The organism is Rhizobium albus (assembly GCA_030160035.1).
Lineage (GTDB): Bacteria > Pseudomonadota > Alphaproteobacteria > Rhizobiales > Rhizobiaceae > Georhizobium > Georhizobium albus.
Window position 1 is genome coordinate 970,264 of the sequence record BSNO01000003.1, and the last position, 15,304, is coordinate 985,567.

8 protein-coding genes are annotated in these 15,304 nt (G+C 62.2%); 2 read left to right on the top strand and 6 right to left on the bottom strand.

Annotated elements, in window-relative coordinates; translation table 11 throughout:
* Window positions 1–140: 140 nt before the first annotated feature.
* The 5 genes from QQL76_RS12320 to rfbA all read right to left on the bottom strand — a co-directional run bounded on the left by QQL76_RS12320 (window position 141) and on the right by rfbA (window position 4,583).
* The gene (locus QQL76_RS12320) at window positions 141–1,115 is read right to left on the bottom strand and encodes a sulfotransferase family protein (RefSeq protein ID WP_499207893.1); all 975 of its coding nucleotides are present in this window, start codon (window positions 1,113–1,115) and stop codon (window positions 141–143) included.
* Window positions 1,100–2,002 carry an SDR family oxidoreductase gene (rfbD, locus tag QQL76_RS12325; protein ID WP_499207894.1) on the bottom strand — a complete coding sequence of 301 codons (903 nt, stop codon included), beginning with the start codon at window positions 2,000–2,002 and terminating at the stop codon, window positions 1,100–1,102. Before rfbD ends, QQL76_RS12320 begins: the two co-directional genes overlap by 16 nt.
* Window positions 1,999–3,051 carry a dTDP-glucose 4,6-dehydratase gene (gene rfbB / locus QQL76_RS12330; RefSeq protein ID WP_499207895.1) on the bottom strand — a complete coding sequence of 351 codons (1,053 nt, stop codon included), beginning with the start codon at window positions 3,049–3,051 and terminating at the stop codon, window positions 1,999–2,001. The genes rfbD and rfbB overlap by 4 nt, the downstream gene beginning before the upstream one ends.
* 61 nt (window positions 3,052–3,112) lie before the next feature.
* Window positions 3,113–3,664, bottom strand: a complete 552-nt coding sequence (rfbC, locus tag QQL76_RS12335) for a dTDP-4-dehydrorhamnose 3,5-epimerase family protein (RefSeq protein ID WP_499207896.1) — start codon at window positions 3,662–3,664, stop codon at window positions 3,113–3,115.
* A 40-nt stretch (window positions 3,665–3,704) separates the two neighbouring features.
* Entirely contained in the window at window positions 3,705–4,583 is an 879-nt protein-coding gene (rfbA, locus tag QQL76_RS12340; RefSeq protein WP_499207897.1) for a sugar nucleotidyltransferase, read from the bottom strand.
* Between the two features lie 576 nt (window positions 4,584–5,159).
* On the opposite strand from rfbA, the gene QQL76_RS12345 reads away from it, so the two are divergent.
* Together QQL76_RS12345 and QQL76_RS12350 are read left to right on the top strand one after the other, a co-directional pair.
* The gene (locus QQL76_RS12345; RefSeq protein ID WP_499207898.1) at window positions 5,160–12,653 is read left to right on the top strand and encodes a type I polyketide synthase; all 7,494 of its coding nucleotides are present in this window, start codon (window positions 5,160–5,162) and stop codon (window positions 12,651–12,653) included.
* A 2-nt stretch (window positions 12,654–12,655) separates the two neighbouring features.
* Complete coding sequence (locus QQL76_RS12350) at window positions 12,656–14,071, top strand: aminotransferase class I/II-fold pyridoxal phosphate-dependent enzyme (protein WP_499207899.1); 1,416 nt, start codon at window positions 12,656–12,658, stop codon at window positions 14,069–14,071.
* Between the two features lie 78 nt (window positions 14,072–14,149).
* Here the strand turns inward: QQL76_RS12350 and QQL76_RS12355 are convergent, their stop codons facing one another.
* On the bottom strand, window positions 14,150–15,226 hold the full coding sequence (locus QQL76_RS12355) for a DUF475 domain-containing protein (RefSeq protein WP_499207900.1): 1,077 nt from the start codon (window positions 15,224–15,226) through the stop codon (window positions 14,150–14,152).
* Window positions 15,227–15,304: the final 78 nt, after the last annotated feature.

A 15,304-nucleotide genomic window follows, 5' to 3' on the forward strand; every position in this document is an offset into this window, starting at 1 on the left:
TCTCTTATCACAAAGACCTGCGCGCTCCAGAAGATGTTGGACCGCATACCTGGGTCCCACAAGATGTCACGCTGAAAAGCCGGCACTGCGGGATCGATGCGTCGTATGGCGGCTCGCTCGGCAGAGACATCGAGACTGCTTCAGGGTGAACCGCTGGTCGAACGGCTCGTGGATGAGCCGCCTGATTCGGTGCGAAGCCGCGCGAGTTGTGCTTCCGCCTCCTGCAACCTTGCAGCGATGCCTCTGGCTTGCAGCCCAACGGCGATGGCAGCGGTGGTGACCGGCGCGAAGCAACCTTCTGAAGCGCGGAGCTTGTCTTCGATATCGGTGAGCGTCCCGAGGATGTCTGCTTCCTCGACGCCTTTCTCCAATGCCAGAAGTCGTTGATAGCTCACGTTGACCCATTCGGGCAGCACCGATGTCGCCGCGCTCTCAGCGTGATGGCGCTGATCAGCGGATAGGAATGAGCCAATGCTGTCGTCCGTAGCAGACCCATCCATGCTGACATCGAAACGCTCGGCAATCCGCTGCGCGACGCCTTCCCAAGCACCCAGCAGACTGTCGAAGGTTGTCACGACCCGAGGGGAATGCCGCGTGAATCGCTCGGCATCTAATACATGGCGAAGCCAGATGATCTGCCCAAGCGCCGGATGCATCCCGTCGCGCGCTTCGAGGGAAGCCGCGACTTCGGCTGGATGCCGCAGCGGCAGGATCGGCATCGGCTGAATATCAAGCGAATCGAGCACTTGTCGCCAGAACGGATAGAGGCGGCAGATACGCGGATCCTTGAGGACTATAGTCCCGGCATCGCCGAATTCCTCGGCAAGGATCGCGCGGGCCGCGGGCTCAAAAGCGGTCAGCTCGGAAGAGGACAAGAAGCTCGCGTCGATGGCGCGCCAGTCATACCACGTGCTGCCGGTGGCCTTCAGAATGCGATCGTTGAGATCGCAGATCGGCTGCGACTCCCAATGGCCGAGCGGATTTCCCGCACCCGCACCAATCAGCGTGCGGGGAAGTTCTGCGCCAACCAGGGCGAGCACGCGCGTGAGCGCGCTCGTGCCGGAACGGTGCATGCCGAGAACGACAAAGGCGCGACGCCTCAAGCCTCGCACCATTGATCCACCGTCCGATCCACATGGGTGGTCCAGTGCGGCATCTGCAGGGCGAAAGTGCGCTCGATCTTGTCGATGTTCAGTCGCGAATTGGCAGGACGCTTGGCCGGCGTCGGGTAGTCTACCGTGGCGATCGGCTTGATCCGGTCGGGGCTTGCCTTGAGAGAGCGGCCATTGGCGCTGGCTCGTTCGATGACGTGGCGCGCAAACCCATGCCAGCTCGTCTCTCCAGCGGCCACCAGATGGTAGATGCCCGAGATTGAGCGTAGCCGATCCGGATCGAGGCTTGTCGAACCGAGTGCGATCGCCGTCACGTCGGCAATCAGTTCGGCCGAAGTGGGGGCACCAACCTGATCGGCGACGACGGAGAGTTCCTCGCGATCGGCGGCCAGCCTCAGCATCGTTGCGGCAAAATTCTTGCCCCGTCGGGCATAGACCCAGGACGTGCGGAAGACCAGGTGAGCAGCACCCGATCGGACAATGGCTTGCTCACCGGCAAGCTTCGTTTGGCCATAGACACCGAGTGGCCCGGTCAGATCATCCTCGCCATAAAGCCCGTCCTTCGATCCATCGAAAACGTAGTCGGTCGAATAATGGACAAGACAGGCGCCCAAATCTCGGGCTGTCTCCGCAAGCGCCGCGACGCTGAGATGATTGACCCGATCTGCCGAAGCCTGATCGTCCTCAGCCTTATCGACTGCGGTATAGGCGGTGGCGTTGACGATGACCTTCGGCCGTTCGCTCAGCGCCTCGATGGCAGGTCGAACCGCATCGGGATCGTTGAGATCGAGCCGGCTACGATCGAGCACGGCAGAGAGCCCAAGAGGGGCGAGCGCCCGCTTCAACTCGTAGCCGACCTGCCCATTTCCCCCAATCAACACGACACTCATGCGTATTGCTTCTCCAGCCAGTTTTTGTAGGCGCCGGATGTGACGCGGTCGACCCAGCCGTGGTTTCCGAGGTACCAGTCGACGGTGCGGGCAATGCCGGTGTCGAAGGTCTCGGCGGGCTGCCAGCTGAGTTCGGTCGCGATCTTGGTGGCGTCGATGGCGTAGCGCTTGTCGTGGCCTGGCCGGTCGCGGACATGGGTGATCTGGCTGGCGTAGCTTTGGCCGTCGGCGCGCGGGTGGCGCTCGTCGAGAAGCGCGCAGATGGTGCGCACCACCTCGATGTTGGTCTTCTCGTTGAAGCCGCCGATATTATATTTTTCGCCGAGCCGTCCGGCTTCGAGCACGCGGCGGATTGCCGAACAGTGGTCGCCGACATAGAGCCAGTCGCGGATCTGCGTGCCGTCGCCATAAACGGGCAGGGGCTCACCTTTAAGCGCCCGGTGGATGACGAGCGGGATCAGTTTCTCGGGGAAGTGATAGGGTCCGTAATTGTTGGAGCAGTTGGTGATGATCACCGGCAGCCCGTAGGTGTGGTGATAGGCACGGGCAAAATGATCCGCCGCCGCCTTGGAGGCCGAATAGGGGCTGTTCGGCTCGTAGGTGTTGGTCTCCGAAAACGCCGGCGCATCGGGGTCGAGCGAGCCGTAGACCTCGTCGGTCGAGACATGGATGAAGCGGCGGCCTTCGGCTGCAGCGTTCGGTCCCCAGGCATGACGGGCGGCTTCGAGCAGGCGGAAGGTGCCGGTGACATTGGTGTCGAGAAAGGCTTCCGGGCCATGGATCGAGCGATCCACATGGCTCTCGGCGGCAAAATGGACGACGGCGCGGATATCGTCGGAGGCGAAGATACTCTTCAGCGCATCGGCGTCGCAGATATCGGCCTGGACGAAGCGGTGGGCGGGATTACCTTCAAGCGATGCCAGATTGTCCATGTTGCCGGCATAGGTGAGCTTGTCGAGATTGATGACGGGCTCGTCGCTGGTCTTCAGCCAGTCGAGGACGAAATTGCTGCCGATGAAACCGGCGCCGCCGGTGACGAGAATGGTCATTTAAAAAGCTGTCCTGTCGTCTCTCGAACCCAACCGATGGAGAAGGGCCGCCTGCCGTCAATCAGTCAAAATGCTTCGCATCCTTCAGAGGCGGAGCTTTGCCATCCTTCTCCGACACCTGGATGACGCCCGGATCGATATGCCAGTCGATGCCGAGCTCCGGATCATTCCAAGCGATCGCACCTTCGCACTCCGGCGCATAGGTGTCGGTCGTCTTGTAGAGAAACTCGGCATGGTCGGAAAGTGTGACGAAACCATGGGCAAAGCCCGCCGGGATCCACAGCTGCCGCTTGTTCTCGGCCGAAAGCACCGCACCAACATGCTGGCCGAAGGTCGGGGAGGAGCGGCGGATATCGACGGCGACGTCATAGACTTCACCGGATACGACGCGCACGAGCTTGCCCTGCGCATGCGGCGGCAGCTGGTAGTGCAGGCCGCGCAACACACCGCGCGATGAGCGGGAATGGTTGTCCTGGACGAAAGCGACGTCCGCTCCGGTGCCCTCACGGAACCGTGCCGCGTTGAAGCTCTCCATGAAGAAGCTGCGCGCGTCACCGAACACCTTCGGCTCGATTAGGAATACGCCGGAAAGCGCTAATGCCTCAAATTGCATTCCAACACCTTGCAGTTTCACAGAGTTTTTGACGCAAAACTTATGCCAGCACCCGATCGCTCAAGAGCTGGATCAGGTAGCGGCCGTAATTATTCTTCGCCAAGGGAGCGGCAAGCGCCTTCAGCGCATCCGCATCGATCCAGCCGGAGCGATAGGCGATCTCTTCGGGGCAGGCGATCTTCAGGCCCTGGCGATGCTCCAGCGTGGCAATGAAGTTGCCGGCATCGAGCAGGCTGTCATGGGTGCCGGTGTCGAGCCAGGCATAGCCTCGGCCCATGATCTCGACGTTCAAAAGGCCCTCATCGAGATATTGCTGGTTGAGATCGGTGATCTCCAGCTCGCCGCGATGCGACGGCTTCACTTGACGGGCCCTTTCGACAACGGACCCGTCATAGAAATAGAGCCCGGTGACCGCGTAATTGGACTTCGGCTGCTTGGGCTTCTCTTCCAGGCTCAGCACCTTGCCGTCCTGATCGAACTCGACGACGCCGTACCGGTCCGGATCCTGGACGTGATAGGCGAAGACGCTGGCGCCCTTCTCACGCGACGCCGCATTGTCGAGCAGCCGGCGCAGATCCTCGCCATGGAAGATGTTGTCGCCGAGCACCAGCGCGCACGGCGAGCCATCGAGGAACTCAGCTCCGATCAGGAACGCCTGCGCCAGGCCGTCGGGCGACGGCTGCACGGCATAAGAGAAGCTGATGCCCCAGCGCGAGCCATCGCCCAGCATCTGCTCGAAGCGCGGTGTGTCCTCCGGCGTCGAGATGATCAGGATGTCCCGGATGCCTGCATGCATCAGCGTCGAGATCGGATAATAGATCATCGGCTTGTCATAGACCGGCAGCAGCTGCTTCGAAACCGCACTGGTCACCGGATAAAGCCGTGTTCCGCTCCCGCCTGCGAGAATGATGCCTTTCATGCTGAGTCCGATACCTCAAAGTTTGGTTCCAAGTCATCCGAAGCGCCTTCGCTCTTCAGAACGCAGATGCAATATCGAATGTCGCGAAGAAAAGGCCTTGCACGGCAAAGTCAATCGGAATCGTTAGCCAATGCTGACTGTAAAAGCCTTTGCTAACCCGTAGGGCGCCCGATCAATACATGAGAATGCGTCACATGTTGCGTGATGTCGCAGCCCCATGGAGCGCGCCGCAGAAATTAAGAATTAAGACAAGCACACGTATGACGTGTATCAGGCGTGCCTGCTTCGGCTGTGGTGTGTCATCGAGCGTTTAGCAGGCATGTGCGTGCCTCCGCAGCGCAAAATAGTTGCAACCTAACGGGTGAAATGCCTCGGATCACCGAAAAGCTCGATTTCGTCGCATCCTTTCGCCGCAATCGCGCCATTTTCGATCTGTGTTCATAGTCTCAATTGTTCCAGGCGCCTCCCTGTGCCAAGCAGCCACAGTGGTGGACGGAGCCGGCTTCAAGGGTTGCATTGGCCGGGACTTCACGGCATTGACGGAGTCTTATCTTCCACAATGCTGCGTGCGGGTACATGACAGTAGAAATAATTGGCCGCGCTTGTGTCGTTCCTGGAGCGGGCAACCCGGAAGAGCTGTTCGATCTTCTGAAGAACCGGCGCTGCACGGTGACGGAAATTCCGCACGACCGTTGGGATCATGCGCGCTACTGGCATCCGCAGATCGGAACGGCTGGCAAGACCTATACTTTTGCGGCCGGCGTGATCGGCGACCTTTATGCGTTCGACGCCAACGTCTTCGGCATGTCGCAGCGCGAGGCAATGCATCTCGACCCGCAGCAGCGGCTTGTTCTCGAACTGGCATGGCGCGCTCTGGAAGATGCGAGCATCGACCACGCATCGATCCGCGGAGAGAACATCGGCGTCTACGTCGGGGCATCCAGCCTCGACCACGCCAATCTTCTGTCCGAAGATCCGGCAGCCGGCGGTCCGTATTTCATGAGCGGCAACACACTGTCGGTCGTCTCCAACCGCGTTTCTCATATCTTTGGCCTGCGTGGGCCAAGCCTTACCGTTGATACCGCCTGCTCGTCCTCGCTCATTGCGCTCGATCAGGCGATGAAGTCGCTGGAAGCCGGCGTGATCGACACGGCCATTGTCGGCGGCGTCAGCATTCTTGCGCACCCGCTACCCTTCGTCGGCTTTGCCCAGGCGCGCATGCTCTCACCGGATGGGCTTTGCCGCGCCTATGACGACCGCGGCATCGGTTATGTCCGCGCTGAGGGTGGAGCGGTCTTCGTGCTCCGTCGCACCGATCGGGCGCTCAAGGAGCGTGACCGCAGCTACGCGACGATCGTTGCGTCCGCCACGAATTCCGCCGGTCGCACCAACGGCATCTCGCTGCCGTCGCGCAACTCGCAGGCGGCGCTGCTGCGCTCGATTTACGGTGAGAACGGCGTCGATGTCGGCCAGCTGGCCTTCGTCGAAGGGCACGGAACCGGCACCAAGGTCGGCGATCCGGCCGAGCTGTGGTCCATCGGCACGGAAATCGGCCAGAAGCGCAGTGCGCCGCTTCCCGTCGGTTCGATCAAGTCGAATATCGGCCATACGGAGCCGGCATCGGGCGTGCTCGGCCTCATGAAGGCGGTGCTCGCGCTCGAGCACAACTACGTGCCGGCATCGCTGCATTTCGAAGTGCCGAACGAGAACATCGATTTCGATGCGTTGAATGTCCGCGTCGCGTCCGAACCGATCGAACTGCTGAAAAGCACACGCCGGCGTTACGCCGGGGTCAATTCCTTCGGCTTCGGTGGCGCAAATGCGCACATCGTCATCGCCGATCCGGCGAACGATCAGCCGCGGCCGGACGCTGTACCGGGCAGGGGCGTCTTCGTGGCGTCTGCACAGACGACGTCAAGCCTCGACAACCTCCTGAGCTCCTATCGGGATATGCTGTCAAAGGGCAGCAAGACGCAGCGGCAGAACGTGGCCGCTGCCGCCGGCGCAAACCGCACAATGCTGAAGAGCCGTTTCGTCGTGAACACGAGCGAGCCCGACGCCATCGTCCATGCCATCGATGAATATCTGAACGATCGGCCTGGCGCCGCCGAAGTGGCGGACGCGCCGCTCGCCGAGGGCAAGGTCGCGTTCGTGTTCTCCGGCAACGGCTCGCAATGGGCCGGCATGGGGATCGACGCCTTCAAGCAGAACATCCATTTCCGGCAGCGCTTCACGGCCATCAGCGCGCTTTTCCAGCTGCATGCCGATGTCGTCCTTTCAGACCTGCTCTTCGCCGAGGATCTCGGTGCAAGGCTTGCTGACACCAAGATTGCACAGCCTCTGCTGTTTGCAGTTCAGGCGGCGCTTGCCGACACGCTGGTCAAGCTCGGCATCAAGCCCTCCGCCGTCCTCGGCCATTCTGTGGGCGAGGTGGCCGCGGCCTACGCTTCGGGCGCCATCCAGCTCGTCGATGCCGTCTCGATCGTTGCCAAGCGCTCGTTCCATCAGGACCGCCTCGCAGGTTTCGGCAAGATGGCGGCCGTCATGCTGTCGGCAAATGACGCGATGGATCTTGCCAAGGCCGAAGGCCTGAATTCCCTGTGCGTCGGTGCTTTCAATGCCCAGAACTCGGTCACCATGACCGGGCCGGCGGACGAGATCGAGGCGTTCCGCGATGCTGCGCGTGCGCGCAAGATCCCGGCGTCCGTCCTCGATATCAACTATCCCTTCCACCACCCGATGATCGACATGGCGCAGGAAGCGTTCCTCGCCGACCTGACGCAGATTTCGCTTCGTCCGACGGAGGTGGATTTCATCTCGACCGTTACCGGCGCCAAGCTCGGTGGCAAGGCGCTCGACAGCTCCTATTGGTGGCGCAATGTGCGCGAGCCGGTGCTGTTCCAGTCGGGCGTGGAAGCCGCCATCGAGCAGGGTTGCACGGTTTTTATCGAGATCGGCCCGCGCCCGGTTCTTGCGGCCTATCTGCGCGATGCCGTCAAGGCGCGAGGTATCCCCGGTGTTGCCATTGCGACGCTCGCCAAGGAGCCGATCGGCCAGAATGGAGATCCGGTCGGACGCTCGCTGTCGCGCGCCATCGCGCATGGTGCCGCGTTCGACGCGAAAGCATGTCTTGGCGAGCGCAACGCATTCGTGCGGCTGCCGTCCTTGCCGTTCGAGAAGGCGATTGTCAAACCTGCCCGGACAAGCGATGCGGTTGCGCTGTACGGCCGAGATGTCGATGAGCCCTATACGCTTGCCGGCTGGCGCGTCGATCCGCTGAGCGGGCATTGGAAGAACCATGTCGACCGGCATCTCTTCCCCGACCTCGCCGAGCACGTGGTCGACGGCAAGCCGATCCTGCCGGGTAGCGGCTTCATCGAGATCGCGCTCAGCGCACTGCGCCAGTACCATGCGATCGATACGGTCGAGGTCACCAATCTCGAAATCATGCGCCCCCTGGAACTGCAGGCGACCACGCTGACCGAGCTTTCCACCGTGATCTCGCCGGAAACCGGTGACATCGAAATACGCTCGCGTGAACGTTTGAGCGATGACGACTGGACGCTGCATGCGGTTGCCCGCGGCCGGGCGCTGCGCGACGGCGCGATCAAGACGGCGCCGCAAAGGCCGAAAGGCAGTCCGCTGCGGACCTTTACCGCGGCTGACGCCTACAAGACGGCCAAACGCTTTGGCCTCGATTACGGTCCGAGCTTCCAGCTCATGAAGCGGGCCGAGCTGTTCGAGGGCAACGTCATCGTTGCGACCCTGGTGACTGCGGCGAAGCCTGCACATCGCTATGTCAGCTACGGGCTCAACCCGGTTTCTGTCGATGCGGCATTCCACGGTCTCGTGGCGCTCTTCGGCGAATATACCGGCGCTCTCGGCGGTGCACCTTACATCCCGGTCCGCTTCGGACGAATCCGTCTGCTGAAGCCCGATGCCGAGCTGGCTGGTGCGCGCATCGACATCGACCGCGTATCGGAACACTCGATCCGCGCTTCCTTCACATTCTTCGACAAAGCCGGCAACGCCATCGCGGATGCATCCGACTGCCGGTTCCGCCGTACCTATCTGCGCCAGCACCGCACGCTTTACGACACCTCGTTCCACTACCAGGCGCTGCCCGCTGTCGCTGCGGGTAGACTCGCCAACGATCGTGTCGGCAAGCTCGCACCGGCAGCCGTCACGATCGGCGAGAACGACACGACCATCATGCTGAAGGCTGCGATCTATCGCGCGTGTCATGATATCGCCGTTCGGCTTGCCGATCCGCGCCATCTGGTCATGCCGCATAGCCTGCCGGAAAACGCCGGGCTGCGCAGCCATCTGGCCTATTGCCTGTTCATTCTCGAGCAGGCCGATCTCGCGCGCAATTCCGAGCGCGGCTGGGTGATCGAGCCGGATTGCGAATTGCCGCCGCTCGACCAGATCCTGGCTGACGTCGTCAGAGGCGATCCGGCCCGCGCGGTCGAAGCCGTTCTGGTCAACGACGCCTATCGCGAGACCATCCACCGGCTGGACAGCCTCGCTGCCGGCGCCGACATCGCCGAACTCAACGGCAGCTTCATCGCGGAAGCCACCCGGTCGCATTACGACATGCATGGTGCTGGCGCCCAGTTCCGCTCAGCTGCATTGATCGACGCCTTGGCGGCATCACTCGAAGCCGCGACGACCCGTCCGTCCGGTCAGTTGCGCGTGCTGGAGCTGGAAAGTGTTTCCACCGCGCTTAGCCGCCGCATGGCCGATCTCGTTCGTCGCCATGGTGGCAGCCTGGTGGTGGCCGAAGGCCGCGATGGCGCCCGTCGCCGCCTGGAAATCGAGTTCGAGAAAGAGCCGCGCGTCGACGTGATCGAGCCGCAGGCGCTCGCGTCCGATGCCGGCTTCGATATCGTGGTCAGCGCGTCGAACGCGCTGTATGGCCTGTTGGAAAACAGCGCCGAATACCGGCAGCGGCTGAAAACTGCGCTGCGCCAGGATGCGCGTCTGCTGTTCATGAGCGATGCGCCGCACGCGCTGGTCGATTTCGTCTTCGGTCTGAGCGACGATTGGTTCGCCGGCAGCCAGGATCCGCTGTTCCCGGTCGGCCGCTATGGTGGAAGCGAAGACTGGCAGCGGCTGTTCAAGCTTGCTGGTCTGCCCAATGCAGAAGTCGAAACGCTGCAGCCTGGTTCAGGACCCGTTTTGGCGGTGCAGGGTCAGATCTCCGATGTCGCAGACGCCGTGGCGCCGGTAGCGGCTGCTGATGCAGGCGCCCCGATCATCGTGGCGGGCGCAGAAGCAAAAGAGGCAGCGCGGTCTTTCGGCTCAGGCTCGCTCCATGTGCTGACGGGCGAGCTGGATGATGACATCGCGCTGGTTGATCAAGCCGTGGGCGCCGCCGTCGAACAGGGCAGGCCGCTTCTCTATCTCTGCTCGAAAGAAACGACCGAGGCGGGATCCGAGACGCTTCTTCGTCACACCTCGTATCTAAGCGCTGTGGCCGAAGCTTTTGCACGGCTGGGCGGCGAGGGCATCACGCCCGCGCCGCGTCTCGCTGTCGTCATGCCGGGCGGTGCGCCTGGTGGCAAGGCTGGCCAGGATCCATTCTCCGCGTCCAATAGCGGCATCTGGACCTTCCTGCGCGTTCTGAAAAACGAATACAGCTTCATCGACGTAACCAGTTTCGATACCGGCGATGCCGTGATCGACGACGCGCTGGCAGCGTCGATCACATCGAAGCTTGAAGGCAAAGTCCAGGATCGCGAGTTTGTTCTGGACGCGACCACGGGGGCCTTCAACCGCCTGCGCGCCGTACAGGGCCCGGTAACCTCCGACGTCTCCCGCACCCGCTCTTTCGCTGGTGCAACGATCCGCCAACTGGTTGCTTCGCAGCTCGGCAGCATCGTTTGGGAAGAGGTCGCGCACGAAAAGACACCCGGACCGCGTGAAGTCGTGGTCGATGTCGCCGCAACCGGCCTCAATTTCCGAGACGTCATGTGGGGCATGGGTCTCTTGCCGGAAGAGGCGCTCGAAGACGGCTTTGCCGGCGCCACGATCGGCATGGAGTGCTCGGGTCGCATTGCGGCCGTGGGGGCTGAAGTTGAAGGCTTCGCGCCTGGAGATGCGGTGATGGCCATTGGCCCGGCTGCGTTCTCGACGCAGATGGTGGTCGATGCCGCCGGCGTTGCGCCCTTGCCACCCGAGATCGACATTGTCTCGGGAGCGACGCTGCCTGTGGCGTTCCTGACCGCCTATTACAGCCTTGTCGAACTTGGCCGTCTTCAGCCGGGCGAAACCGTGCTGATCCATGGCGGCGCTGGTGGCGTCGGTTTGGCTGCCCTGCAGGTCGCCAAGCAGCAGGGCGCGCGCGTGTTCGCAACCGCCGGCACGGTCGAAAAGCGCCGCTACCTGGAAATGCTCGGCGCCGATGCCGTGTTTGATTCCCGGTCGCTGAACTTCGTCGACGACGTGCTGGAGGCGACCGGTGGCGAAGGCGTGGATGTCGTCCTGAACTCGCTCTTCGGCGACGCAATGGAACTCTCCATTGGCCTCGTGAAGCCGTTCGGCCGGTTCCTGGAGCTCGGCAAGCGCGACTACTATGCAGACAGCAAGATCGGCCTGCGGCCTTTCCGTCGCAATGTCAGCTATTTCGGGATCGATGCCGACCAGCTGCTGGTGGCGAAGCCCGAGCTGACGCGGCGCCTGTTCAAGGATCTCTCCGTGTTCTTCGCACGTGGCGATTTCACCGCGCTGCCCTACCGGCAATTCGCCTTCGATGAAATCCGCGGCGCGTTCCGGCTCATGCAGGGCTCCGGCCATATCGGCAAGATCGTGATCACCCCGCCAGAATCGGGAGTCGACGAAGTGCGCCGGGCATCCGGTGCCAAAATGTCGGTCGATCCGCGCGGTATTCATCTGGTCGTCGGTGGCATCGGCGGCTTCGGCCTTGCGGCAGCTTCGTGGCTCGTCGACATGGGCGCCAAGAAGATCGCCCTCTGTTCGCGTGGCGGCCGAGCGGATCAGGAAACGGAAGCGGCCATCGCCGCCTGGGCCGAAAAGGGCGTCACCGCGAGCGTCCATGCATGCGATATCACCGATGAGGCGCAGGTCGACATGCTCTTGCAGCGGCTGCGTCGCGACGCACCTTTGAAAACGGTTGTCCATGCCGCAATGGTTCTCGACGACGCCCTGATCTCCAACCTGACGCCCATCCGCAACCGTCCGGTCATCGAGGTGAAGGCATTGGGTGCCGCCAATCTCGACCGGCTGACACGGGTCGACGATCTCGATCATTTCATCCTCTTCTCGTCGGCAACGACGCTGATCGGCAATCCCGGCCAGGCCAACTATGTGGCAGCCAACGGCTTCCTCGAAGGTCTCGCTCGCGCCCGCCGCGCGGAAAATCTGCCGGCGCTGGCGATCGGCTTCGGCGCGATCGGCGATGTGGGCTTCCTGTCGAAGAACGAGGCGGTCGGCGAGCTGCTCGCCAAGCGCATCGGCGACAGCGCGCTTGCTTCGCACGAAGCCCTGGAACTCGTTGCCAACTACGTCGCGCAGGACCCGGGCACGGTCGATGCTGCCGCCGTGATGATCTCGCAGATCGACTGGGCAACCGCGCACAACCTTGCCCTGTCGAAGACGCCGCTCTTCGAAACGGTGCTGCGTTCGGTCGATCAGTCGGCGCTGGCGGCCGATGGTGGCGAGATCGATCTCGTGGCGATGATCGCCGGCAAGTCCTCCGATCACGCCCAGCAGATCCTTTACGATCTGATCGCGGGCGAGATCGCGGCCATCCTGCGCATTCCGATCGACAGCATCTCACGCAACCGTGTCTTGAAGGAAATCGGTCTCGATAGTCTGATGGCGATCGAGGTGGGATTGGGCTTCCAGAAGCGCACGGGTTTCGAGATGCCGCTGAGCGGCGTGTCGGACACGACGACGGTCGGCGATATCGCGGTCAAACTCTATGATCGGGTGCAAAAGGCCGCCGGCGCGGATGATGCCGAGGAGCAACCGGCACCGGAAGCTGCGGGCCTCGTCGGTTCGCTGGCCCAGAAGCACATCGAGAATCGTCAGGCAGGGACGCCCTAGGAATGAGTGAAGACTCCAAGTCGGCGAACGGCACCGGAAACTCCACCGGTCGCGCCGTCCGCTCCAGCGTGCTCGATTACATGCGCAAGAGCAGCAATGCGGCCGCACCCGATCGTTTCGACAGATCGACGAGGCGGGCGGCCGTCAGCCGCAGCCTGCGTGCGACGCCGGCCTTCGAGGATCTTCCGGAGTACAAGCAGGTCGTAGCCCAGCGCTCGGCCGGCGAGCAGCTCGGCATGGGCAATCCGTTCTACCGGGCGCATGAAGGATCGGCCGGCGCCACGACGCGGATCGACGGCCAGAACCTGATCAATTTCGCGTCCTACGATTATCTGGGGCTCAACCGGCATCCGAAGGTCATGGAAGCCGCCAAGGCCGCGATCGACCGCTATGCGATTTCTGCTTCTGCAAGTCGCCTCGTCGGCGGGGAGCGCCCGATCCATACGCAGCTGGAGCAGCAGATCGCCCGCATCTACGATGTGGAGGCGGCTGTCACCTTCGTCAGCGGCTACCTGACCAATGTTGCGGTGATCGGCGCGCTTCTTGGGCCGAACGATCTGGTGATCCACGACGAACTGATCCACAACAGCGCCGTTTCCGGCATCCGCCTGTCCGGCGCCACGCGGCGGTTCTTCAAGCATAACGATCTGAAGAACCTCGAAGAGCTTCTGATGGCGACCGCCGGCGAATATCGCCGCACGATGGTCATCGTCGAGGGCGTCTATTCCATGGACGGCGACATCGCCGACCTGCCGGGTCTGGTGAAACTGAAGCATGACTACGGCTTTTGGCTGATGGTCGACGAGGCGCACTCGCTCGGCGTCCTCGGACAGCGCGGCTTCGGCACGATGGAGCATTTCGGCATTGCGCCGGAAGACGTCGACATCCGCATGGGAACGCTGTCCAAGACGACATCGTCCTGTGGTGGCTACGTGGCCGGAACGAGCGCTCTCATCGATGTGCTGAAGGCGTCTGCCGGTGGCTTCGTCTACAGCGTCGGTCTGGCTCCGGTGCTTGCGGCGGCAGCCAGCGCAAGCCTGGAAGCACTGTGCGATGAGCCGGAGCGTGTCGAAAAATTGAAGCGCAACGGACAATACTTCGTGGAAGCAGCGACCCGGGCTGGCCTGGATACGGGGCTCAGCGTTGGCTACTCGGTCGTGCCGATCATGGTGGGCGACAGCGTGCGCGCCGCGCGGCTATCCAACGATCTGATCGCCGATGGCGTGAACGTACTGCCGATCATTCACCCTGCCGTTCCGGAAGGGCAGGCGCGTCTGCGTTTCTTCATCACCAGCGACCATACGTTCGAGCAACTCGATCATTCCATCGCCGTGACCGAAAAACGTCTGCGCGAGCTGGAGGCGGCCAATTTCGGTGTTGCCTCCGTCGATTTCGCCGCTCTCTCCAAGTTTCTTTAGGTTTTTGATCCCCTCATGAAAAAGCCCGAGGCTGCGATCCGCAGCCTCGGGCTTTTCGTTTCAAGCTTCGCCCAAGCGTCAGTGCGCGTGAGGCGCCGGCGTCACGTCGCTGTCTTCCACGCCATGCTTGCGGTTGTAGCGGATCGACGACCACAGCGAGAGACCGATGAGGGCCGCGCCGCCAAGGCCGGTGATCACTTCCGGAATGTGGGTCAGCGACTGCGCGTACATGATCACCGAGAGGATCAAGATCGCGTAAAACGCGCCATGCTCGAGATACCGGTACTGGGCAAGCGTGCCCTTTTCCACCAGCATGATGGTCATCGAACGCACATACATGGCGCCGATGCCAAGGCCGATGGCGATGATGAAGAGGTTGTTCGTCAAGGCGAACGCCCCGATCACGCCATCGAACGAGAAGGATGCATCGAGCACTTCGAGATAGAGAAACGCGCCGAAGCCGCCCTTGGCTGCGCCTTCCAGCGCCGCCTGCTGCTGGTCGAGCACGTTGCCGAGAACGTCGACTGCGAGGAAGGTCACGAGACCGTAGATCGCCGAAAGGATGAATGTGGCCGACTCCGTCTCGTCCAGGAACGATGCGAAGATCAGCATCAGGATCAGCACGAAGGCGATCTCGACGCCCTTGATCGCGGCGAACTTGGATACGCGCGACTCGATTGCGTGCACCCAGTGAATGTCCTTGTGTTCATCGAAGAAGTAGGTGAGCGCGACCATCATCAGGAAGGTGCCGCCGAAAGCTGCGATCGAGAGATGCGCGTCGTTCATGATGCGCGAATATTCTTCCGGCTCGGCGATCGCGAGCTGGATAGCTGCCCACGGGCCGACATTGGCTGCGATCACCACGATCAGCAGTGGGAACACGATGCGCATGCCGAATACGGCGATCAAGATACCCCAGGTAAGGAAGCGCCGCTGCCAGACCGGCGTCATTTCCTTCAGCTTGTTGGCATTGACGATCGCGTTGTCGAACGACAGCGAGATTTCCAGAACGGCCAGAACGACGCAGATGAAGAAGATGGAGAGCGTGCCGGAGACCGTCCCGGTGAAGTTCCACCCCACCCAGGCGCCGAGTGCGAGGCCCACGACGGTGACGATGAATGCCCAGGTGAAGTAGCTGTAACTGGATTTTTCCATGAGGAAGCCTTGGAGGTAGGGGTTGCCGCCGGGCGGCATGGTGCCGCACCTATACGCCGACGCGCGCCTGAGACAAGC

Excerpts from the sequence above, each read along its gene's own strand:
- QQL76_RS12320 (WP_499207893.1), bottom strand. The coding sequence starts at position 1,115 with ATGGTGCGAGGCTTGAGGCGTCGCGCCTTTGTCGTTCTCGGCATGCAC.
- rfbD (WP_499207894.1), bottom strand. The coding sequence starts at position 2,002 with ATGAGTGTCGTGTTGATTGGGGGAAATGGGCAGGTCGGCTACGAGTTG.
- rfbB (WP_499207895.1), bottom strand. The coding sequence starts at position 3,051 with ATGACCATTCTCGTCACCGGCGGCGCCGGTTTCATCGGCAGCAATTTC.
- rfbC (WP_499207896.1), bottom strand. The coding sequence starts at position 3,664 with ATGCAATTTGAGGCATTAGCGCTTTCCGGCGTATTCCTAATCGAGCCG.
- rfbA (WP_499207897.1), bottom strand. The coding sequence starts at position 4,583 with ATGAAAGGCATCATTCTCGCAGGCGGGAGCGGAACACGGCTTTATCCG.
- QQL76_RS12345 (WP_499207898.1), top strand. The coding sequence starts at position 5,160 with ATGACAGTAGAAATAATTGGCCGCGCTTGTGTCGTTCCTGGAGCGGGC.
- QQL76_RS12350 (WP_499207899.1), top strand. The coding sequence starts at position 12,656 with ATGAGTGAAGACTCCAAGTCGGCGAACGGCACCGGAAACTCCACCGGT.
- QQL76_RS12355 (WP_499207900.1), bottom strand. The coding sequence starts at position 15,226 with ATGGAAAAATCCAGTTACAGCTACTTCACCTGGGCATTCATCGTCACC.